The sequence below is a fragment of the Nocardia sp. NBC_01499 genome (assembly GCF_045040275.1).
Classification (GTDB): Bacteria; Actinomycetota; Actinomycetes; order Mycobacteriales; family Mycobacteriaceae; genus Nocardia.
Map to the genome: position 1 here is coordinate 5,641,010 of NZ_CP109426.1, position 21,565 is coordinate 5,662,574.

The 21,565-nt window shown below is 63.8% G+C and carries 23 protein-coding genes; 1 reads left to right on the top strand and 22 read right to left on the bottom strand.

The window, feature by feature from the left end; translation table 11 throughout:
• Window position 1 precedes the first annotated feature (1 nt).
• From OG203_RS25705 to OG203_RS25805, 21 genes are all read right to left on the bottom strand, one after another.
• A complete protein-coding gene (locus OG203_RS25705) occupies window positions 2-631 on the bottom strand; it encodes a hypothetical protein (RefSeq protein ID WP_405159828.1) in 630 nt (209 codons plus the stop codon).
• Entirely contained in the window at window positions 621-986 is a 366-nt protein-coding gene (locus tag OG203_RS25710) for a hypothetical protein (protein ID WP_405159829.1), read from the bottom strand. Before OG203_RS25710 ends, OG203_RS25705 begins: the two co-directional genes overlap by 11 nt.
• 19 nt (window positions 987-1,005) lie before the next feature.
• Window positions 1,006-2,112 carry a hypothetical protein gene (locus OG203_RS25715; RefSeq protein WP_405159830.1) on the bottom strand — a complete coding sequence of 369 codons (1,107 nt, stop codon included), beginning with the start codon at window positions 2,110-2,112 and terminating at the stop codon, window positions 1,006-1,008.
• A 101-nt stretch (window positions 2,113-2,213) separates the two neighbouring features.
• Window positions 2,214-2,459, bottom strand: a complete 246-nt coding sequence (locus tag OG203_RS25720; RefSeq protein WP_405159831.1) for a hypothetical protein — start codon at window positions 2,457-2,459, stop codon at window positions 2,214-2,216.
• Window positions 2,460-2,480: 21 nt separating this feature from the next.
• Entirely contained in the window at window positions 2,481-3,251 is a 771-nt protein-coding gene (locus OG203_RS25725) for an N-acetylmuramoyl-L-alanine amidase (protein WP_405159832.1), read from the bottom strand.
• 37 nt (window positions 3,252-3,288) lie between these two features.
• A complete protein-coding gene (locus tag OG203_RS25730; protein ID WP_405159833.1) occupies window positions 3,289-4,872 on the bottom strand; it encodes a hypothetical protein in 1,584 nt (527 codons plus the stop codon).
• On the bottom strand, window positions 4,869-5,609 hold the full coding sequence (locus OG203_RS25735) for a hypothetical protein (protein ID WP_405159834.1): 741 nt from the start codon (window positions 5,607-5,609) through the stop codon (window positions 4,869-4,871). Before OG203_RS25735 ends, OG203_RS25730 begins: the two co-directional genes overlap by 4 nt.
• 996 nt (window positions 5,610-6,605) lie before the next feature.
• Window positions 6,606-10,730, bottom strand: a complete 4,125-nt coding sequence (locus OG203_RS25740; protein WP_405159835.1) for a hypothetical protein — start codon at window positions 10,728-10,730, stop codon at window positions 6,606-6,608.
• 24 nt (window positions 10,731-10,754) lie between these two features.
• Window positions 10,755-11,042, bottom strand: a complete 288-nt coding sequence (locus OG203_RS25745) for a hypothetical protein (RefSeq protein ID WP_405159836.1) — start codon at window positions 11,040-11,042, stop codon at window positions 10,755-10,757.
• 152 nt (window positions 11,043-11,194) lie between these two features.
• Entirely contained in the window at window positions 11,195-11,587 is a 393-nt protein-coding gene (locus tag OG203_RS25750; RefSeq protein WP_405159837.1) for a hypothetical protein, read from the bottom strand.
• Window positions 11,588-11,741: 154 nt separating this feature from the next.
• On the bottom strand, window positions 11,742-12,398 hold the full coding sequence (locus tag OG203_RS25755) for a hypothetical protein (RefSeq protein ID WP_405159838.1): 657 nt from the start codon (window positions 12,396-12,398) through the stop codon (window positions 11,742-11,744).
• A gap of 15 nt (window positions 12,399-12,413) precedes the next feature.
• Entirely contained in the window at window positions 12,414-12,776 is a 363-nt protein-coding gene (locus OG203_RS25760) for a hypothetical protein (RefSeq protein WP_405159839.1), read from the bottom strand.
• Window positions 12,773-13,078, bottom strand: coding sequence for a hypothetical protein (locus OG203_RS25765; protein ID WP_405159840.1), 306 nt, complete (start codon window positions 13,076-13,078; stop codon window positions 12,773-12,775). The genes OG203_RS25760 and OG203_RS25765 overlap by 4 nt, the downstream gene beginning before the upstream one ends.
• Window positions 13,075-13,401, bottom strand: a complete 327-nt coding sequence (locus tag OG203_RS25770) for a hypothetical protein (RefSeq protein ID WP_405159841.1) — start codon at window positions 13,399-13,401, stop codon at window positions 13,075-13,077. Before OG203_RS25770 ends, OG203_RS25765 begins: the two co-directional genes overlap by 4 nt.
• Before the next feature lie 14 nt (window positions 13,402-13,415).
• Window positions 13,416-13,892 (bottom strand): Gp19/Gp15/Gp42 family protein, encoded by a 477-nt coding sequence (locus OG203_RS25775; RefSeq protein WP_405159842.1) that lies wholly within the window; start codon window positions 13,890-13,892, stop codon window positions 13,416-13,418.
• 97 nt (window positions 13,893-13,989) lie between these two features.
• Entirely contained in the window at window positions 13,990-14,928 is a 939-nt protein-coding gene (locus OG203_RS25780) for a phage major capsid protein (RefSeq protein WP_405159843.1), read from the bottom strand.
• Between the two features lie 126 nt (window positions 14,929-15,054).
• A complete protein-coding gene (locus OG203_RS25785; RefSeq protein ID WP_405159844.1) occupies window positions 15,055-15,528 on the bottom strand; it encodes a hypothetical protein in 474 nt (157 codons plus the stop codon).
• Between the two features lie 40 nt (window positions 15,529-15,568).
• Entirely contained in the window at window positions 15,569-16,486 is a 918-nt protein-coding gene (locus tag OG203_RS25790; RefSeq protein ID WP_405159845.1) for a hypothetical protein, read from the bottom strand.
• A complete protein-coding gene (locus OG203_RS25795) occupies window positions 16,483-17,745 on the bottom strand; it encodes a phage portal protein (protein ID WP_405159846.1) in 1,263 nt (420 codons plus the stop codon). The genes OG203_RS25790 and OG203_RS25795 overlap by 4 nt, the downstream gene beginning before the upstream one ends.
• A complete protein-coding gene (locus tag OG203_RS25800; protein ID WP_405159847.1) occupies window positions 17,742-19,067 on the bottom strand; it encodes a hypothetical protein in 1,326 nt (441 codons plus the stop codon). The genes OG203_RS25795 and OG203_RS25800 overlap by 4 nt, the downstream gene beginning before the upstream one ends.
• A gap of 298 nt (window positions 19,068-19,365) precedes the next feature.
• The gene (locus OG203_RS25805) at window positions 19,366-19,767 is read right to left on the bottom strand and encodes a hypothetical protein (protein WP_405159848.1); all 402 of its coding nucleotides are present in this window, start codon (window positions 19,765-19,767) and stop codon (window positions 19,366-19,368) included.
• A 345-nt stretch (window positions 19,768-20,112) separates the two neighbouring features.
• Between OG203_RS25805 and OG203_RS25810 the strand changes: the two genes are divergently transcribed.
• Complete coding sequence (locus tag OG203_RS25810) at window positions 20,113-20,262, top strand: hypothetical protein (protein ID WP_405159849.1); 150 nt, start codon at window positions 20,113-20,115, stop codon at window positions 20,260-20,262.
• Between the two features lie 157 nt (window positions 20,263-20,419).
• Here the strand turns inward: OG203_RS25810 and OG203_RS25815 are convergent, their stop codons facing one another.
• Entirely contained in the window at window positions 20,420-21,541 is a 1,122-nt protein-coding gene (locus tag OG203_RS25815; RefSeq protein ID WP_405159850.1) for a hypothetical protein, read from the bottom strand.
• Window positions 21,542-21,565 lie beyond the last annotated feature (24 nt).

Below are 21,565 nucleotides of genomic sequence, written 5' to 3' on the forward strand. Positions count from 1 at the left end.
GTCAGCCTTTCGGCATGTTCGAAAACGCCAGCCAGGGAGCGCGAGTGGACCGCCCGAGTGAGGACATGTCGACGGTGTCGGGGAAGTCCCGGATGTTGTCCGCCCAGGTCCAGCCATACATGATCGGGAAATCGGAGTCGACCGACGCGGGCAGCAGCCCGGAGATGGCGGCAGTGCCCAGGATCGGGTAGTCGCCGGTGGCCGCGTAGTTCACCAGTAGCGACGCGAGCGCGTAGTACTTGCCGGTTTCGACCTGGAGCTGATTGCCGATGTGCGCGCGGAACTCGGTCGGGTTGCGCGAGACGCGGTCGACGAGATTCTGTGTCTTCCCGGCCAGTTTGAGCCGCCCGCCCGGCACGGACAGATCCACGGTGTAGGCGGCCATCGCGAAAAGCATTGTCACGTCCATCTTTCCGAAGATGGACGTCACTGAGTCGAACGACTCGTTACGTCGCGCCCGGATCAGACACACTTCGAACGTGCCGCGCTGAAACGGTGCCAGAGACACCGCGTAGCGCGGGAACGTCGCCTCGGTGGTGCCACCGGTTGATGTCCAGGTGCCTTCGAGCCCACCGAACAGGCTGGATCGGACTTGGCCTGCGGCTTCGAGAACGTAGGGGCTAAATTCCATCTTCCACCTGCTTTTCGATGCTCTCGGGCACGCGCGGGATACGCGCGCCTTTGCGGTCTGCCAGCACAGCGAGCAGAACCCGGATGTAGGCCACGGCTTCGCGTAGCTGGAACTGGGTGCGGGCTAGGTCGTCCTCACGGCGGGCGAGTTTGGTTTTCAGCTCGGCGATATCGGCCTTGGCCTTGTCGAGTTCTTCGCGTAGCGGCTTGATCAACAGCTCGGCTTGCGATTTCACGAACGCCTGCCAGTCCGCCGAACGGTTCGATTCGCGTTGCGAGCGCCGCGCGTAGAGTCCGGCTATCACCGCGCTTAGTCCGGCCAGGATCGCGGGCAGATTGTCGGTGATCACGCTCATGGCCGGACCACCCTTTCGGTTACGCGGTGGGGATGCAGGTCAGTTCGAGGGTGGCGTGCTCGGCATAGGTGACCCACGCATCCCAGAACCCTTCGGCCTTGACCGCGTGCACGTAGTACGTGGCTTCGGTGCCCGCGGGGACACGTGCGATGTTCTTGGTCGGGTCGATCGGTTCGGACCCGGCGAACTCGGTGCAGATGCTCACCGGGTGCGCGACGCCGTTGAGCCCGGAGGTCAGCAACGAACCCATCCCGTAGCCGACCTGGAGGCCGGTGTCGGGGTTGCCGTGGCGGACTTCGATATCCACTCGGGTGGATGCGCCACCGCGGACCCGGACGCGTCCGGACAGGCTGGGTCGCCAAGCGAATGTCTGTGCCGGGATGGTGATTTGGGCCAGCTGTACGCGGGTGGTGGTGGAACCGGTGGTGACGTTGGCGGCGGCGAACTGCGCGGGCTGAATGGTGTACATCGGCAAGCCCAGGTTCGGGCCGGTGGTGTAGCGGCCGTCCGCGGTGCGGATGATCGCGTCGCCGGGCTGGACGTTGGCCGCTGGGGTGAAGTCGGAGGCGGCGCCGATCGCGGCGGCAGGGCCGGTCGCTCCCCGTTCGCCCTTGTCGCCCTTGGGTCCGCGCTGGGATACGACATTGAGCCGATACGCACCTGGGCTTACCTGCTCGATGGAACCGCCGGGCTGCTCGCCACTGGTGAAGGTCCCACCGACAAGGGTTGGCATCGGCCCGACCGGACCTTCGATGCCAACCCAGTTGTCCCGCTTGAGCAAGCTTTTGCCGTTCCAGATCCACCCGGCTGCCGAGCCGGCCACCGCCCACCAATGCCCGATCTCGGCCGCGGTCAGCTTCTCCGCGATGGGCACCAGGTCGGCTTCGGTAGCGACGGTGCCCCGGTAGAGCGGCGACGGGCCAGGCTCGCCGCGCTCGCCCTTGTCGCCCTTGTAGGCGGGAATGTTCACCGCGACCGCGTCATCGAGGTATTCCAGGATCGCTCGATGGGAGTCGCGCACATTCCAGATGTCTTTGAACTGGAAGATGACTCGGGCGGTGCGCTCCAGGTTGTACATGAATGTCCTTGACTCGATGCTGATGTCGATACCCATCCGCTTGGGCACGGGCCTCGAATACACAGAGGCGCGCCCCTGCCCAGGTGCGCGCCAGCTTGGATACGAGGGGCATCACGGGAACTACGGCCCCGTGATGCCCCGCCCAGTTCTTAGCGGCTGGCCGCGAGGAACGGCAGGAACCGCGACAGGAAATCATCGACGCCGGGCAGCGCCAGGACGCGAGTCACCGCGCCGCACACCGCGATCAGCTGCGCGACGGCGGGCACGGCATCGAGACCGCCCGCGACTGCGATAACGGGAATCAGCGAGGCGAGCGCGATCAGCACGGCGAAGACCGTGCGGGCGGTGGCCTGCCACGGGTGGGTGACTTGGGTAGGTGTGGTGAAATCGGCCATGGTGAATCTCCTTGTACTGGTTTACTTCCCGGCCTCGGCGGCAAGGATTCGATCGAGTTTGATTTCCAGCGCCTTAAGGCGCTGTTCGTTGCGGTAGTCCGCCGCGTCGGAATTCAGTACGTAGCCAGCGATCGTGTCGCGGTATTCGGAATCTGCCACCCGTGACTGAAACCCGTAGGTCAGTTCGAAGTGCACCTGCCGCAGCTTGTCAAGCAGCTCGCGCTGTTCCTGATCCGAAAGTGCCATCAGTTCACCACCTTTCAGTCGGCCCGCGACATCTGCGCGGAACCGGTCCATATCCATCGCGCCCGGATCCCACTTGCCTTGCTTGGGACCGGCCCATTCCTTGTGCCCGATCACCCGATCAGCGCCGTAGCCGAGTCGGCGCAGAATCGCAGCGCAGCAGCGCACGTAGGCGTCGTACTGCACCGAGGACCATCCCTCAGTGCCGTTGTTGGCGGCTTCGATTCCGATCGTGTGGAAGTTGGCGTTGTCCTCCGGCAAGCCGGGCCACGAGCCCGCGCCCGCATGCCAGGCGACACCGGCCGCGACAACAGTTACCGTGCCGTCCTGGGCCAAATGCAGTTGTGACAGCGGGCCATCCAAAGACGGTATGCCGTAAGCGATTTCGGTCGGAGGAGTTCGCGACGCCCCAGTGTGATGGGCTACTATCCCCCAGATGTTGCCGAAGTCGCCATGCCCGCGATCACGCCAGCCGGGGAATTCGACCACCCGCACGCCTTCATCACGTAGAACGTCCGCCAGCCATACCGGGTCACCGGTCCATGCCATATTCGTCCTGCTTTCTATCTGTGAATGCGCGGGGCCGTTAGTTCACGGCAAGGAAGTTCACAGCCTCGTTTACCGATTTGATCAACCGCATTCCCTTGGCTCCGGGTTCTTCGTCGGCCTTGTCATCACCGATGAAGGTGGAGACCTTCACCCGATCCGAGCGGGTGTCCTCGATCGCGATGGACTGGATTCGGTCGAAATAGATTTCGCCTTCGTCCTCCCATCCGGCGATCACGCCGACCTCATAGTCGACAAACGCTAGGAACGGATAGCCGTCGAGCACTTCGACTTTCGCGCAGCGCTGCCCGCGCCCTTCCCACAAGCCCTTACTGGCTGCTTGGCTCGATGCGAAGCTATAGGCGGTACCGGCGCTGACGAAGCCCTCAGGGAACGCCAGCGGGCCAAGCGATTCACGGGCTGCCCAGTCCGCGACCTTCTGAAACGCCAGGAACACGTCATGGAATATCGACGCCAATAGTGTCCCAAGACCCGGTATCACCATCAGTGACAGAATCGCAAAGATCGCGTTAACCGCCACCTCGGCAATAAGGTCGACCAATTTATTGACCCAGGTCGGAGATTTACCGCCGACCACCACGCTGTAATACATGGGGTGTTTCACGGTCAATTCCGCATCGACCACTCCTGAGGAGGACTCCGACCAGATCACCCACGGGACTTCTTTACGGCGGAGTATCCCGTCGAGAGCTTCGGCCAGGCCGGGGATTAGGAACCCGCCTACGGCGTCGATGAACCCGGCGAACATCTCGCCGAGCATGTCGGCCAAACCGTCCAGGAACGTCCCGGTGTTGATGATGCCGCCGGTCTTGGGGCGGTCGATGACCTGCACGATGTATTGCGGGCGGGTCAAGAACAGATCTGGGTGTGGCTGCGGGTCACCGGGCACCCACAGAGAGATATCGAGTTTGCAGTCCTCTTCGGCCAGCCACGGCGCGAACAGTTCATCGAGCGGAACCATGCGGACCATGCCAATTTTCCACGGCGTGGTGTCGGCAAAGATGTTGTACGGCAGGAACGTAAACGGCAGTCCGAGCCGCCAGGCGTTGCGTGCGGCATACCAGTAGATCAGCGTGCGCAGCGGCGCGACCATGATGTCCTGGGGCGGGAACTGGACCTCGGGAATGCTCAGAGGCTGCGGCCACGCAATGATCGCGTGAAACCACGCGTAGTCATCGACCAGTTGCAGCATGATCCGCTTGCGGCCCTTGATGCCCTTGCGGGTCGCCATGTCGACACGACCAGACCAACGTTTCCCGTTGTAGGTAATGCTGATCGGCACAACGGTGCGGTCGGCGGTCATACATAGTTTTGCGAACGGATGATCGCCCGGAATGTCGAGTTCACCGGTTCCGACTTCGTTCCAAACGAATTCGCATTTCGCGGTGCTGTAGTTGTTGAGTTCACCGAGCGGGTTCAGGAACTTGTCGTAGATGATGATCTCGAATTCGGCACGGTCGCCGATCGGCGGATTCGGAGTCAGCAGTTCGAAAAGCTCTGCGGCCGCGTCGATGTCGAGCGGGCCCGGCCGGAGCCGGCCAGGGTCGAACACAATGCCCAGATGTTCATTGATATCGGGACGATCAATGGTCGCAGTACTCACCATGGCCCCCTGTTCTTCGGTTCGACTCGGATCACAACTGAGCTATCTGCATTGCCGTCGATGAACCGGATTCCGGCCAGGTCGAACAGCGTGCGTTTCGGAATCGGCGCACGAAACCTGTTCGCGCCCATGGCCCGGAACAGATTCTCTTCCGGATTCACCGCAACGATCGTTCGCTTGTCCGGGTCGGTATCGACCCGGAGCACTTGTCCGGGTTTGAGTTTCGGCAGCGTGAGGATGCGGCCGTCGCCGTCTGGAATCTGGAGCACGCCAGGGCCTTTCACGATCATCTGATACCAGGCAGGGCGGTTCCCGCGGTTCCAAACCTTCGGTGCCGGTTGCCCGTTACGCCAGGCGACTTCCTCTTCCATGCCGCGCCACCAAGGATTTTCCGCGACCACCGGAATGCGATAGCTCTGGAACCCGCGCAGTCCCGGGTCTTTGGTGTAGATGGCTTCCTCGGTGTCGTCCTTGCGGAAGTCCAGCCACCAGTACCCGGAGAACTCTGTCAGTACGTAGACACGTGAAAGCTCCTCGAACACAACGGATTCGAAGAAAGCATCGTTGACGCTGCGCCAGTCCCGCATCCTGGTCTGTGACACGTGCACCGGAAGTTCGAACTTACGGGGCTCGACCACCGCGCCGAGCCAGGTAGCGCCGTCTTGGCGTGCGCCCTGGTTGAAGATATGCCGGGTGGGTGGGTCGTAGATGTTGCTCCACCCCTCGAGCAGCAGCACACCTTCTTCACCATCGGTCAGATTCCACACCGGCCCTTGCGGTCCCGGCCCGCACAGCACGACCTGCGCGCGACCGTCACGGAACAGCTGACTCATGGCATCTCTCTTCAGTTGTGTTGACACGTACGTGTCAGCGCCTCGGGATCGCAGCCCCTCGGTTCATTCGATCGAACAACGTGTTCATGTTTGTTGCGCACAGCACCCGAACTAGGTGTCGCGAATTTAAAACCAATCGGTATGCAAGGTGGATCGTCGCCCTCGCGGCGGGCGACGCGGCAACACGCCGAAAAATTGGAACACGCCGAAAGGGTGTGCTTTAAATCCACTCCCAGGTTTCGACCGCGTGGACGCCCACATTGGTCCAGGTCAGCGTCATCGCCGATATATGGCGGCCTGAGTTATCCCCGGCTTGCCACCGGATTTTTGCTGAATATCCCCAAGTTATCCACAGGTGTGTGCACAGTACGGTTTGTTGACCGGCGGATATCACTGTTCACTTGCTCTTGCCCAGCACGAAAGCCCTCGGTACCCCCGCGGGTTCCGGGAAGAGATTGAGCCCGGCGATCAACTTCGCCGCGATCCCTTATGGTTCGGCTCACCGGACCAAGCACGCTGCGGAAGGACGGCGTGCATGTCTGGGTAAGGCGCGGCCCTCACCTGTTTGCACCAGGCGAGGGCCGCAGAGAGAACCCATCGCACCCTCGAGCAAGAAGGACGACAAGCTCAATGAGCGTAACGCGAATTGACAACTCACCCGACCCTCATCTCTCATCCCCGGAGGACCCGCCTGTCCACCCGCTGGTCGTCGTCGCCTTCGCGGTAAGCGTGGCGACGGCGGTCGGGCTGCTGGCTGGTTGGACAGCCGCCGCAGACGTGTTGCTGGCAATCTTGGCGTTGTTCAGCCACCCGCACCGAGGTTCCGACAAATAGCAGCGAGCGGGGTGCTGTGGCGACGGTAGTTGCCACAGTCCCGCCCGTTGTCACGTACGTGTCAGCTCAGGGCCGAACTCGGTAGCGGTTGCGGCGCATGTTGTCGTAGCGGCGCATTTCCCGGTACGCGCCTTCGACATCGACGGCGTTGATGGTGGTCGGCGCGGCACCGATCACCCCGGACAGCAACGACTCGGCCATGCCTTGCCAGTTGTCTCGGGCAAAGGCTTCGACCTTGTTGAGCGACTGCTGGCCCAGCTCGGCCCACTTGTCCGGCGCTGGGGGCGGCGGAGCGGTCACGACGTTGTGCGCGGCCGCCGCCTGATCGGCCGGGTTGTAGTCGGGCACCGGTCCCGGCAGCGGGGCGGCCGGGCTGGTGAGCGCGCGGACGAGCTGGTCGATACGCGCGGCCCATTCTGGCGACAAGATCCACTCGTCACGGCCGGTGCCGTTGTAGACCATGCTCGCGCCCGGTTTGAGCACTCCGCCTTGATCGCGCACGATTCCCGGTATCCAGTTCAGCGGGTTCGCCGCTTGGGCTGCGTCTTTGACCTTGTCGTACAACCCGGAGATGCCATCGGTCAGCGAGTCGATACGCGAGCCGATTTCCTCACGCACCGCGCCACGCATCGACTCGAACACTGTGCCGGGCAGCTCGCCGAGCTTGGCGTCCCCGACCAGCGCGCCCACCCCGTCACGGATGAGGCCCGCGAGTGGTTCGGTGATCTTGTCGAACAACCGTTGCGCCTGGGTGGCGATCCAACCGCGCTGATCGCCTCCGCCCGCACCGTCGCCGGGGCCGGGGTCGATGAACGAACCCGCCTCGGTGATCGGCAGATGGAACCGCCAAGGGAACTGGCTATCGGTAGCACCGGTCGCCCCGCGCCCGTATCGCACACCCGCCGAGGAGGATTCGACGTTGATGTCCGGTAGCCCTTCGGCGCCGGACAGTGTTCCGGCCATATGCCCGCCACCGGGGCCGCCCGGGTCGTCGTTGACGCCGATACTGAGCCCCGAACCCACGCCGGGCACGAAGCCCAGCGGCCCACCAGCAGCCGTGAACGACGAGGTACCGAAATACCGCTGCCACGGGTTTTTGCCCAGCAGCACAGCTGCGAGCGAACCCATCAGGCCCGAGCAATCGAAACTGTCGCCGGGAAACGACGGACCCGCCCACTGATACGGCTTGCCGTCCTGCGCGGCCGCGAACTCGTGTGCCTTGGAGATGGCATCCCAGGCCGGATCATCACGCGTGACGCGGCCACCGGAGGCCATGTTGAACAAGCCTTCGGGTGCCGGGTTTCCACCGGAGAGCGCGGCGGAGTTGAACGCCGCGAGGTTCCCCAGGCCCGCGGCTTGCACGGCGGGCACCGAGAGTACGAACTCGCCGGGCATGAGGTTGCGCAGCACGCTGTCTTTGCCGCGTTGCGCGCCTTCCTCGAGCGGCACAAGGCCACCGCGAGCCAGGCCGGGCACATCTGTCCAGTCGGGTAGCTTCCCGGCCAGGAAGTTGTCCACAGCCGTCCAAGCGCGCCCGATCCCGCCGTTGATCACGGTGGTGATCACGTAGTTGATCGGTTCCCGCACAGCGTCTTTCAGCTCTGACCAGTATCCTTTGGCGGCGTCGACCACCTCGCGGAAGAAATCGCGTACCTTGCCCAGAGCCTCGGTCAGCTTGGGGAACGCGGTGTCGATCATGTCGGACACTCCCGAGCGGATCGAGTCCGGCAGCGTCGTCCAATCCGTGACCGCCCCGCCCGCGACCTTCGACAGCATCGACTCACCCAAAGATCCGAGTCCGGAACGGAATTCATCGAGCGCGGGCCGCACCCGGTCCGACCAGCCGCCCGACACGGCATCGGTGAGCCCACGCCAATTCTCACCGACCGAGGTCCCCCAGCCGGCCACCCAGTCACCGAACCCGGATAGCTTGTCCGCTGCGCTGTCGGCGAAGTCGACGACCGCGTCCTTGGCCTCACCGACGTTGTCTTTGATCGCGTTCCAGCCGAAGGTCGCCGCCATGCCGGGGCCGGTGATCTGGAACGCGCCAACCACCCGCTCACCGATCGAGCTGTCGTCACTGAATAGCTTGCTCAGTCCCTGCACGATGGGGTTGCCACCGAGCTTGTCCGCGAGGCCGACAATCTTTTCCCACCAGTCCGCGGCGGTCTTGATGCCGTCAGCGATGGCGTAGACGGTGTCCTTGACATCTGAGAAGAACTCGCGGACCTTGCGTTGGCCCTCTTCCGAGCCCAGCCAGGCGTTCCACTCCCGCACGGTGTTCTGGATGCTGTCGAGGAACGATTCGCCTGTCTCGTTCGAGCCGACGAAGACGTTCTTGATCATCCCGCCCAGGTTGGCGAGGATATCGAGCAGTTGCTTGGCCTTGTCGATGCCATCGCCGATGAACTTCTCGAGGCTTCCGTCTTCGCGCATCTCGTGGATGCGATCCCGCCACGAACCGGTGGCGTCGGCGAAGCCCTTGCCCAGTCCTGGCAGGAACTTCGAGCCCACCGCCGCGACGTCCCACAGGATCGCGCCGAGGTCACCCAGGCCATCGACCAGGAATTCCACCGCCTTGCGGCTGTTGTCGAAAATGGCCGTCAGGTCGATCTTCGCGGCGTCGGTCGACAGGAACGCCAACGCTCGCCGGACGCCGTTGTTGATCACATCGGCAATGTCTGACAGCCCGGTTTTCACGGTGGGTAGCTGCACTTCGGCCAGGCGCACCACGTCATCGCCTAGGCCGTCGAAAAGACTGTCCTGCACTGTCTTTCGCAACTCGGTCCAGTCGTCGCCGAGGGTGCGGATCTTGGTCACGAACTCCGCCGCGTGCGGGGACAGGTTCGCTAGTGCTTCGGCGTAGGCGTCGGCTGATTCCGATCCGGCGTCGAATGCCTCGGCCAGCTGGGCTTGCGCGTCGCTGATCTGCTGGGCCGCATCGGCATTCGCGCGGGCAGCTTCTTCGATCGCGTCGGTTACCGCGGTTTCGGCGTCGGCCTGGCGCTTCTTGGCCTCGGTGACCGCCTGCGACCCCTCGACCCCTTCGCGGTCCGAGGTAGCCAACTCGTCGCGTAAGTCGCTGTTGCGTTCCTGGATCTCGTGCAGGCGTTGGATGGCTTGGCGGTAGGCGATATCGGCGTCGCGGCGATCGTTGCGCGAGGCTCCGGAGCCGAATGCGTTGACCTCGGCGAGCTTTTCGGCTGCTCGGTCGACGGCAAGGCTCGCGGCTTCCTCGTCCAGTGCGCCACCGGTCACCGCAAGGTTCAGGTCCTCGATTTGCTCGGTGGCCTGCTTGCGTGCACGGGTGAGCGCTTCTTCGGCGTCGCGGGCGGACTGCTTGGCGGCGGTGATCCGCTTTTCGCCCTGCTCGTGGGTGCGTGCGGCCGAGTCGACCGCGCTCGCGAGCTGGCGTTGCGCGCTGGCCTGTGCCTTGGCGGACTGCTCGCCCGCGCTCGCGGCGTCATCGGATGCCTTGCTCGCGGCCTGGAACGCCTTGATCACGCCGGACGAACCGATTACCGCAGCAGCACCCACAGCGGCCAGGGCCGCACCGGCAGCCGGGCCGAGCGCGACCAATGCTGTTGCCGCATGCGCTATTTGACCGATGAGCGGCAGCAGCGACAACGCGGCCAGCGCGCCTATCGCGGCCACGGCCAGCCCTGCGGGGTTCACCAGTCCGGCCAGCCCGGCGCCGAGATTGCCGACCGAGGTGTTGAGGTTGCCCAGCGAGCCGGCCAGCCCTTGCAACAATGCCAGCTGTGCGAGCGCGGCCGTCAGATCGACATCCACCCGGATCGGCAAGACCCGGTACATGAGCATGAACTCACGCATGACCAGGTGCGCGTGCGTCCGGTCGATGTTCAGTTCGACATCGAGATAGCGACCGTTGCGCAGCTCGCCGAGCTGGTCGCGGTCGAAGCGAACATCGACAGTCACGCGCGGGCGCACAGTCTCGGCGAACACCCGCAGCCGTTCACGTGCCGCGCTCAGATCAGCGTCGACACCTACCCGGACCGTGGTGTTCTTCAATGACTCGCGGACCGTTGCCCGGAACGCGGCAAGCTGCGGTTTGATCTCGACGCCGAGGTCCTGCCGGATGTCGCGCAGGTCTCGCCGCAGCTGACGCAGGAACCCGCGCATACCGGGGACGATGGTGACTTCGGCGCTGCCCGCGTGATATTCAGCCATCGCCGCCGCCCTTCCGATATTCAGTTAGTTGTCACTCGCGCCCAGCCTGATCAGCGCGTCATCGACGGCGGCATCGTCCCGGCGGAACAGTTCGATTTCCAATGCGTTGGTAGGCAACGGAATTGGAGTGAGCTTGCCGGGCTTGTTGCCGTGCACCGTCAGCAGCACCGCTTCGAGGTGTTCGATTCGATTGCACAGCAGCACAAGCAATTTCACGCTCAGTGAATAGCCGTGCGGAGTGATCGGCGGGGCTTGGCGCGGTGCGTCGGGGTCGTATTGGTCGGCCCACTGCCGCGCCAAATCTTCGTCCATCGCCTGATCGGCTCGGAACTGCGATTCAGGCGGCAACCTTGCCAGCAGGCGAACCAGCTTCGGCCAGGCGTGCACTCCGCGAAACCAGTCAAGAAGATCGAGCCGGTAATAGGTGTGCAGGTCAGCTTCTATGGACTCGCCCCACCGATTGATCAGCGCGACGAGCCCACGGAACCCCCCGCCACATCATCGGCTCCGCGGCCGGTGATGCTCGGATTGATGGCCGCCTGCAAGTCCGCGAACAGCTTGGTCAGCACGGCCGGAGGCTTGGAAGTCACTGCGGGCCAGAACCGTTCGAAATCGGCTTCGGACATGAACACCTGGAAGAACTTCGCGGCCAGCTCGGTTTCGCTGGCGCCGTCTTCGATCGCGGCCAGTTGATCGAACAGACGAGTGCGTTCCTCCACACTTTCGGGAATCGGCACGCTGATCGGAGGATTGAGCGGGATCACGAACGGCGCAGGCGGCGCGTAGTCCTCGCCGAGTGCTTCGCGGCAGTACTGGGCCCACGGGTCAACGGCCGGGGTGATCTTCTCAGTGCTCAACGTTCTTACCCTCGCTCTTGTTCTGGGTTCGTATAGCCGGGGCCGGAGCCGGTTCGGGTTTGACGCGCCAACCGCGCGCCTGGAGATTCACGACCTCGGTCGCGGAATCAGTGGCGAATTCGCGCCCTTCGGCGCTGATCAGAATGGGCACGGCTCACGACCAGCCCATCTTGGTCAGCAGTGGTTTCCAGCCCGGCCCGCCGAAGGCCCACGCAATCGCGTAGCCAAGGGTCGAATCGACCTTTGCCTTGCCGGTCAGCGGGTAAGCCATCGCGCCATCGCGTGTCGCCTGCTGCGCGCCAACACTGGTGATCTGGAACTTCGGTGCGATACGCCAGATGTAGATGGCGGTCGGGCCCGCGCCGTCGATACCGAGGTGCAGGTACCGGTAGAACTTCGTCGCCGGGGTCGTCGGCTCCTTGATCCACAGCTCACCGGTGGTCGCGTCCGGCGTGACCGCGGACAGGTCCGCGCCGATGTAGAGCTCGAGGACCTTGCGTCGCGTCTCGTGCGGGGTCAGCTCGATCGTGGTGTTGCGGCTGATGATGTCCTCACGCGAAGACTCCAGATCACCGAACGAGTCGATAGCGCTAGTTTCGATCTCCGGGGTATACGACGGAGCTCCATCGACCGCGAGCTTGCCCAGCGAGGCGTACCCCTCGGGCAAGCTCTGGAGTTCGGCAGTCGCACCTGCGGTGAACGCGGTAGGTACCGCAACGGTGTCGTCGGCCAAGAAGCATGCGCCCTTGAGGTGCTTGCGGATCAGCTCGTTCTTGAAGTCGGCGAGCGTGTCGAAGCTCGTTGCTGGCATAGGTTCATCCCTTGGTTAGGACTCTCGGAACGAGAGCTGATATGTGCTGATCACGCGTCGGTCGTCGGGGTCGATCTCGGGTATCTGCTGATGCCCCAACGCGGTTCGCGTGTCATCGACGAGAACGCCGCCGACCATCGACCCGGCCGCCGCGCGAACCGCATGCCGGACCTCCTCGGCCAGTGCCCACGCCTGGGCACGGGTCGCACCGAACACCGCTACCTGGACCACTGGGCGATCGGTGATTCCGTCATCGGTACCGCCGACCCGATTAACTTGGATGAACGGAACTTTCGTGGCCGGGGTCATCACCGTGTCGGTCTGGGCGATCGGGTCCAGCAGCGCGACCATGACGGCCTCGGCATCGGGCCAGCTCACAGGGTGCCCAACTGCGCCAGGGCGTCACGCAGGCCGCGTTCTGAGCGGTTGCGGCGTGTGCCCCACTCCCGATACGCGGCGTAACGCGAATAGGCGTGCACTGTGACCGTCCACCGGTCACCGAGCGCACCGCCGACGCGGGTTTCGATGCGCACTTCGCGGGCGTTGCGTCCGGTCTGGTGCTCGACTCCGGCCCGGTAGAGAGCGACAGTGATTTCGGCCTGTTCGACCAGCACGGCGCGCAGCTCGGGGGAGGTCTTAAGGTACGCCGCGAGCCCCGGCTGGTCTGACCGGAACTTCACGCGCTCACCTCGCGTAGCCGGACCACTGTGTTCGTCAGGCGGCCGGATCGGGCGAACGCCTGGGTGATCGGGCGGCCCTGCACGCGATAGCGCACCCCGTCTACCTCGAGGATGTCCGAGGCGAGCACATCGGCCCCGGCCGGACCGAACAACTCACACTCGACGTAGTCGCCTTCGCGGAAGTCATCCCCGGCCGTGGTGCCGCCGTCGACATCACCGGTTGTGCCCCATTGCATGACGCACGGGCCGATTTCGTGGTCGACCAGTGCGGCGCCGTCGCCGAACTTCCCGCCCGCGCCGCGCCGCCACACTGTGACCATCACTCCGTGGCTGATCCTCACCAGCCCCACCCCCCGTATTGGTCGGCCACCTGATCGCGAGCCGGCCAGCAGGACTGAAACCACAGAGACGGGTCCGCGGCCCGGCGAGCGATGGCGTAGGCATCGGTGGCCGGGGCCAGCTGTGTGGAAACCTCCACCCCGAGGTCTCGCCATTCCTCGGGCAGGATCGCCAAGAAGCCCGCCGCAACGCGACTGTCGACCTGGTAGGAGAAGCTGCCCGCAGCTTCGCTGCGGAAGCCCTCGGGGTTGCGCAGCACGCGGCATACGGCGTTGGCCTGCACCATGATCACGGTTTCGATGTCGAGGACACCGGTAGCGAGCTTGGCAGCCAGGTCAGGCACCCTAGCCATGATCTTGCGGGCCGCGCCGTCCACCAGCACGCCCGCGAGGTTTCGTTCCGGCTCGCTCAGTGTCCGGCCCAGCCACCGCGCCACGTCCTCCGGTGTCGCTAGACCGGGTGGAATCATCGCCATCGCTGATCAGCTCCCACCCGGTCCAATCCAGCGCACCCGGGCACGACACGACGCCCCCGGTTTCGGTATTCCGGTATCGAGGCACGTGATTCTCCGATCACGCGACCGCGTCGTCGTAGGCAACGAACGCGGTCGAATCGGTGATGATCCAGCCGAAAATTGCTTCGACCAGATACGCCTCCATGTTCTGCTGCCACAGATGCACGGTGGTGCCGCCATCGTCAATCGTCGCCTGATCCGATCGCGAGATTGTCAGCTCCTCGGCGAAACCGTATTTCAGCGCGCCCCAGTCACCGCCGAACGCGCGCACCTTGTTGTCAGTGCCGCCGCCGATATAGCGACCCGAAATGGTCTTCGAGTACGCGGCGTCATAACCGAGCAGAGTGGCGAATCCATTTCGGAGGTTCACCGCGTCCTGGTAAATCGGTCGACCCTGGATATCGGTTGCGGTGCGCAGCTTCTGCTTGAGTCTGGGATCAGCGGCGAAGCCGCTGAATTCACCGAATTCGTAGTGGTCTTCGACCAGCGCGTGACCGTTGGCGAAGTCCGTCGACAAACCACCATCAGCCTTGGCTGTGGTGCCCAGCTCGACACGCTGGGCGGTCTGGTTCACGAACTCGACACCAGCAATCGGACCGGTCAGCGGATTCGTGCCGTGCAGCACCGCGAGGTCGAACGCCCGCGTGATAGCACCGACCATGTCGTCGGCGATGTTCTCCAGAATTCCCAGCGGGTTCTTGAGCCGTAGTTCTTTCGAAAAATAGGTCAGAGCCGCAACTTTGATCGGCTTGATACTCTTCGTCGCGTAGTCGGTCTTGCTAACTGGCTTCTTCTGGCCTTCGCCGACGACACCGGCCTGAACGTGACCGGTCTGCACAGCAATCGCTGTGCCGGTCAGCGGAATAGCGGTCTGTCCGGAAAGTCTCCGGACTACCGACGCGTCCTGTACGCGGGCAATGATTTCGGTAGCGAGTGGCTTAGGAACCAAACCCTTGCTATCGACACCAGCGAGGGTTGTTGCACCTACAGCAGGCATAGTGATTCTCTATTCAGTTTTTATTCAGTTGTAGAACTATTCAGTTGTTGACACCTACGTGCCAGCGGGCATTGATACGTAGGTGTCAATGGTTTCTGACACGTACGTGTCAGCGGGTTTTGACACTTACGTGTCAGCCCCGGCCGCTTCGTAGAACGCCCGTGCCAGCTCAGTCCGGTCATCGTTGGTGGCCGGGGTCGCTGTCTGCGCCGGATCTGGTGTCAGCACCGGCCCGCCCGAACCGACGAGAGCGGCCAGCGCGTCAGCGCTCGCGGCGCGCGCTTCGTCGGTATCGCCCACGATCAGCGACACCACGGGGACCTCGCCGCCGTCCTTGGTCGCGACCGTCAGCGGCAACCCTCGCGCGACCGCGAGCTGTGTACGCGCATGGTCGGACTCGACTGCGGCCCGCGCTGTCTCACTCGCGCTTAGCTGTTCGCGTAGCCCGCGCTCGGTCTGCTCGGCGGCCGTCGCGGCGCTCTGGCCTTCGGCTTCCAGCTCGGCCACGCGCCGATGCAGCGTGCGCAGTTCCTGCTGTGCCCAGTCCGGCAGCTGGTCGAGCTGTGACGGGTCACCGGTAGTCGTTGGGTCTGTGTCCATGAATGAGCCTCCCCGGCTTGATGATTGGATGGGCTAGCGCTCACGCCGCAGCGCGCAGATCGGCGACGACCAGGCCGCCGCGCTCGACAAGCAACCGCCGGACGGCGTTGATCTGGTGAGTACCGGGGTAGCGCTTGGTGGCCTCGGTGTAGATCGCTTCGAGTTCGCGGGCCGCCGTCCAGCCCGGCCAGGCGTCACGATCGAATACCGGTACCGCGATGCAATCGCAATCGAGGTGGTAGGCCTCACCCTTGGCGTCTTCGATCGCGTCTTCGCGAGTCGAGTACACCGCCCCGCGGCCGGCCATAGTGACGCAGAACGCGCACGATTCGGCACCGGAGAGCATGCGCGCCCATCCCTGGGCCTCGTCGTCCTCGTCCTCGTCTGCGTCGTCCTCGTCGGGCTCGTCGTCCTGCAGCTCGTCTTCGTCGTCGTCTTCGTCGGCCTGGTCGTCGGTATCGTCGTCGGTGCCGAACTCGCCGAACCCGTCCGCGGTGAGGTCATCGGCCGAGTCGTCGTGAACGATCGTCAGCGCCGGGCCGACCGGGCGGCGGGCACCGCTGTTGTAGAGCCGCGCGGAGTCGCGCGGGACCGAACGGGCCGCGTGCTCGGCATGTTTGATCACCGTGCCGACCAGCGCCCGTTCCGCCGCGTTCGGGTAGTTCTGCAACGCGTTGACGATCGCCCTGTCCAGGAAACGTGGCTCGTAGTCCCGAAGGTCGGGAACCACAGCGGCCTGCGGGAATCCTTGCCAGAGTCGTTGTGCCTCGAGGAATTGAATCCCGACCCGGTACGCCTGTTCACGCGCGAACATCAGGTGCGGTAACAGCAGCTCGACCAAACTCGCGCGAGCAGCTGGTGTCGGATCGGCCAGGAACAGCCGCACCAGCGGGCGGGCAATCGCGTTCAGCTCCACCACGATCGCGTCCAGCGCCAAGCGGTACCCGCCCGGCGTCACAGCCCCACCGCCGAAAGCACCGGATCAATCCGGAGTTCAGCCGCGCGCTTGCGCTGCTCGGCAGAGAACCCGATCAGCTCCAGGACCATGTCAGCGGGCAGCAACCCGGACTCGAACAACTTCACGGCCGCATCGGTTTTGGCCGCCAGCGTCGGCGTGGACGGGTCGCGCCACACCGTTTCCAACCGCTCACCACCACCAGAGCCGTAGAGCCGCAACGCGATTCGCATCGTGCGTTCCCAGCTCGCGCCGAACGAGCGCTGTTTGCGCTCGGCACGCTTGACCAGCCTTCCCTCATCCGACTGGATCGCTTCGGCACTGGCTGGATTGTCACTGCTGAACCCGAGGTAATGCGAGGGAAGCCCCGACAGCGAAGACACAAGCCGCGCATAGAGATTCACGACCTCGGTGAACCCGCGCAAGTCCGCGCCCGGGAAGACACCGGCCTTGGCGTCGGGGTTGCTGATCGCCAGGACGTGACCGATATAGGCTTGCCACTTCGGCACGACGTTGCCGTTGCGGTCGACGAAATCGGCCGCCGTCGCGCCCATCACCCACTTCTGCGGGATCGACACCATTTCCTGGGTGATCTGCACGTTGGTCAGCGAGCGGGCACATGCATCGGTCAGGCTCATCACGTCAGCCATCTCGGTACGACCGAACGGGCCGTCGATCCTGCCCCGGTTCACGAACGGCGTGACCGGGACCATGCCCAACCCGTGAACGACAGTCTTATCGACCTTCCACCCGAACCGGCCTTTCTTGTAGTAGACGGTCCGATCGGTCAGGTAGTGCGCGGCCGCGTCGACGCTGTCCAGGTCGCGGTACAGGCGCAACACCTCCACCGGTTCACTGGTCACCGGGTCGAGATGGATAGCCATCCCTTTAGCGCTGTGCACGGTGATCGCCGGAGCGTCACCGGTCCCCGGACCCACGATCGAAAACGACACGCGCTGCACCAACGACTCGAGGTGCGCCAGCGAGGACTTGTTGTCCAAATCGCAGCGCTGCCACCAATCCCACAGCCGTTGGTCGGTCGAATCCGCTCCAGCGAGGCGGAAACCTTCGACATCAAGGCGTTCTTCCACCGACTCGACTACCAGGCGCGGCCAGTTCGCCACGATTTCCAGAACCCGGACTTCAGGCGGCAACGTAACACCCAGTGCGTCAAGACGTTTCGACCCCTCGAAGTACGCTTCGTACCGCTCTCGGTCCCGCGTGAGCGCGGGAATCCCTCGCATCAATTGATCGAAACTCACAGCACCAACACCTTCGTCTGTTCACGCATGCGCCCGGATTCCAGAACGCGAGTCCGCGCCATATCCGCGAGCAGCATTCCGGCGTAGCCATCGACCTTCCGGCCACTCTCGCGATGCTCTTTCCCGAAACTCACCCCGTACTGGTTCAACCGACGCCGGGCATTGAGCACATGGCGACGCAACACCTTGTGACCGGTGTGCCGGACCACGCCGTCGGCAATCGCAGCGGTCAGCCGCTCATTGCCGCGTGTGAGGTCTTTCAGCCCGCCGCGCATATCCCAGCCGACCCATGACGCCGCCGAAGCACGCACAAGCAACCGCGAGCGATAGTCGATCGACCATTGATCGACATACGACTCCCACAGTGATACATCCGCGAAAAATGCTGCGACCCTGTAGGTTTCCATCGCCCAGCGGACAACCCCGTCGACTTCGGCTCGGTCGATCTCATCGGTAAATCCAGCGCCCTTCTCCCATATCCGGATCGGTTCGAACAGTCGATCCGAGACTCGGCAGGCAATCAGCACGGTCGCGTCATCACTTCGGCCGCCGTCGAACCCAAGGGTGATGTCATCGCCAGGGGCGAGCCGGTCCCCGACTTCGCACCCGTCCCATTCGTGCGGCGCAACGAGTGAATCCGACGCGGCGACAACCTGATTCAAATAGAACCGCCGTGATTCCTCGACGGTCGTAACACCGTCCAGGATCTCTTGTACGAGACGATCTATGTCGAGCCAGACAGAATCGCCACGCGCGGCCTGCAACCCCGCCCGAAGCGAATCCCCGTCGCGTAATTGCGTATCGCCAGGTGCTTCGGTTGCGTCGTAGTAGACGCCGGTGTCGACCGCCAGGCCGTCGCGAACACGCTGGAACGCGTCGTAGTCGTCTTCGGCCACCGAGCCCAGGCCGGGAACGTGCGCGTTCTGGATTGCCAGTGCCCGCGCCGAGCCGTCACGCGACTTGCCGAGGTTACGACGAATGACCGCCGCCATCGCGCTGCCCGAATTCGTCGGCAACCACCCTTGAGTCTCGTTCAGCGCAACGAAACTCGGCCGTCCGCCCTCGAGCGCCAGAGGTGAGCTTGTCACCGCTTCCACGCGGCCGCCTCCGGCGACGTGAATGATTTCCTTGCCGAGGTCGACGCCGTAACTCAGGCGTGAATCTTTGCGCAGCATCGGGCCGAGCAAAGTCATCGTGTTACGTGTCTGATCCTGCGAAACTGCCGCAACTTGAATCCATGCGGCGGGGTGACGCCGAGAAATGGGTAGCCCCAGCGCATTCCAGTGCGAGAATCGACAGGGGCCGAGCGCCTCGAACCACACCAGCGCGGCAACGAAAGGGTCTTTTCCTAACCCCAGCCCTTCATCCTTCGCAAGATTCCACGACGGTAACGGAATCGTCCGGAATCGTTGATTTCGTACCAGCGCAGTAGAATTCGCAGCTGTTCACGAGTGAGTTCGAACGGTTCGCCCGCGTTGGGGCCGTCTGGCTGTACCAGATTTTCAGTCATCCACGCGGCAGCGATCCAGCCGAGCGTCCGGTTTTCGGCCGGGACGTAATCGTTGATAGAGCGGACTGGTTGAGGGCTAGTCACAATCATCACCCCCTCTCGGCATGTGGTTAGTCCGCGGCTGCCTTCCGGTAGCGCTCCATGATCGCGATCTGTGCCGAGGCTTCCTCGTGATCGCTGTTGTCACGTTCGAGTTCCAGCCGTGCACGGCGTCGATCGCCTTCGGTGATCAGCAGCCGCTCAAACGCGGAATAGATGGTTTGCAGCATCTGGGCGGATCGCTTGCTGTTGGCCTTGTAGGCGGACAAGTCGTCCATGAGCGAATATGCGAACGCCCAATCGGATGCCTCGTAATAGACCGATTGGCCCGACCTTGTGAGGGCATCCCAGATACGCCGTGCGATCGGGTGCCATTGCTCATCAGCTTGGGGTACATCCGCGCTCATTCCGGCCGCGCCCTTGGTGATCTCGGTCTTGTTGCGGCGCCTGCGTTGGTCGCTGCGTTTCGGCACTGGCCCAGGCATGGCGTCCTCTCGTCGCGATTGGTCGATTTGGCACATCGGCACGGATCACAGTGCGACCATGGATGTGTTGCGCAACGTATGCCGGGAACTGGCGAAGGCGTAGTAGCGGCCGGACGCCAGTTAGTTCTTCCTCCCTTTGGGATGGCTCAGCCTTGGGCGAGCCTCGGCACAACGCGCCGCTACTGTTCCGCGCCCGCGTCAGGCTTGGCCGACGCCGGGAGTTGGAACGCGAGGCTTTGCCCGCGTGGCCGACGACAACCCATCTATGCCTACTACGGCGGCCGAGTCCGGCCGTGGGCTGGTACCCGGACGCCGCGACCAGAAAGGCACGACATGAGCAAGGGGAGTAGTACACCGATGGACCGCGAAGCCGCGGACCGAATCGGCGAAGCGGCCGAGCGTGATCCGGACGGCGCGACCGCTTCCAGCGGTTTCGCTGACAGGGCGGACGCGGCGGCCGACCGGAACGAGGATGACGACTAACCAACTGGGCAAGGGCAGCGCCCGGGGATCCCGGGCGCTGCCCGCAGCCGGCCATTGGCGACCCTGGAACCCGTACAGAGCCTGAACTGCTATACGGGACGCTTGACCTGGTAGGGGGTGGGGGTACCTCCCCCAGGGCCTACGAACGGCGATCGGGTTATCGGGTGCGCCCTCGGTCGAGGCTCTGCCCTTGGTCCCGGCCGTGTCCTTGGACCGGAGGCGCGTGTCCGGGGCGCTCTCGGACTGCGGCGTGTGGATCGTGCGCCTGCCCCAACCAGTGCAGTCTCTCCGCCTCCGTTAAGAGCCCTTGTGCCTCTCGCTCCTTGATCTTGTCGTCTCGTGCCTTGTTCAGTGCTTCCAGAGATACGGCGGCTGCGCGCTCGCGCTCCTCGCGCGCCTTATCCTCACGTTCCGCGCTGGCCGCATCGGCCAACTCCTGGGACTGGCTCGGCGCGGGGAACGGGAATTCCTTCAGTACTCGTTCGGCGGATTCCCTTGCGACCCTGTCCCGTTCGGCTTCCGACGCTGCCCGTTCATGCGCTACCTGTCTGACTACGTCGAGCGTCTTCCGTTCCTGCTCGACCCGTTCAGGGGCGTCCACTCGCCCGCGCGCGGCGGCATCGCGAAACAGCTGTATCTTGCGGTTCTGCTCGGCGCGCACTTTCGCATGCTCGACGGTTTGCTGCTGCGCTTTACGCTGCCGCTCTTTCTCTGCCCGCTCCAGCGCTCGGGCTTTTTTCTCCTGGGCCTGTCGCTGCCTCTCGACATGCTTACCGATCGTGAGCGCGAGGCGCCGCTGCTCGCGGGTCACCTCATTAACTATGAACTGGCCCCGATACTTTTCCTGGAGTTGCTTGAACCGCGCCTGGACTTCTTTGTCGAATCGGGCACCCTCTACAATTGTCCAGTCGACGGAAGCGCCCGGTACCTCGCGTATATACCGTTCGTCTTTGTCAAGCTGCCGAAGCGTTTTCTGCTTGTCCGACCCGCCAGCTTTGTATTCTGATGATCTGGCAATGCTGACATTGGCGACATCGCTGATACGTGGACCGAGCGAGGTCTCTAAACGAACTTCTTTTTCGTAGCCGCGTTCCGGTGTTTGACCGCGAAATAACGCCATGCCGTCGCGGAACCGGTTGCCCATATCGCGGGAGCGCTGCCACTGATCGCGCGCCCTGCGGTAGCCCTCACGGTCTCTGGCGTTAAGCCCCTGGAACCATTTCCCGTCGACATACTTGCGGTAGTCTTCTTCTAGCCGGTCGTTCCATTCGTAAGCCATTGGCTTCCCCAGTGCCGGTGAAGC

Excerpts from the sequence above, each read along its gene's own strand:
- OG203_RS25705 (WP_405159828.1), bottom strand. The coding sequence starts at position 631 with ATGGAATTTAGCCCCTACGTTCTCGAAGCCGCAGGCCAAGTCCGATCC.
- OG203_RS25710 (WP_405159829.1), bottom strand. The coding sequence starts at position 986 with ATGAGCGTGATCACCGACAATCTGCCCGCGATCCTGGCCGGACTAAGC.
- OG203_RS25720 (WP_405159831.1), bottom strand. The coding sequence starts at position 2,459 with ATGGCCGATTTCACCACACCTACCCAAGTCACCCACCCGTGGCAGGCC.
- OG203_RS25725 (WP_405159832.1), bottom strand. The coding sequence starts at position 3,251 with ATGGCATGGACCGGTGACCCGGTATGGCTGGCGGACGTTCTACGTGAT.
- OG203_RS25740 (WP_405159835.1), bottom strand. The coding sequence starts at position 10,730 with ATGGCTGAATATCACGCGGGCAGCGCCGAAGTCACCATCGTCCCCGGT.
- OG203_RS25745 (WP_405159836.1), bottom strand. The coding sequence starts at position 11,042 with ATGGACGAAGATTTGGCGCGGCAGTGGGCCGACCAATACGACCCCGAC.
- OG203_RS25755 (WP_405159838.1), bottom strand. The coding sequence starts at position 12,398 with ATGCCAGCAACGAGCTTCGACACGCTCGCCGACTTCAAGAACGAGCTG.
- OG203_RS25775 (WP_405159842.1), bottom strand. The coding sequence starts at position 13,892 with ATGGCGATGATTCCACCCGGTCTAGCGACACCGGAGGACGTGGCGCGG.
- OG203_RS25780 (WP_405159843.1), bottom strand. The coding sequence starts at position 14,928 with ATGCCTGCTGTAGGTGCAACAACCCTCGCTGGTGTCGATAGCAAGGGT.
- OG203_RS25785 (WP_405159844.1), bottom strand. The coding sequence starts at position 15,528 with ATGGACACAGACCCAACGACTACCGGTGACCCGTCACAGCTCGACCAG.
- OG203_RS25810 (WP_405159849.1), top strand. The coding sequence starts at position 20,113 with ATGAGCAAGGGGAGTAGTACACCGATGGACCGCGAAGCCGCGGACCGA.
- OG203_RS25815 (WP_405159850.1), bottom strand. The coding sequence starts at position 21,541 with ATGGCTTACGAATGGAACGACCGGCTAGAAGAAGACTACCGCAAGTAT.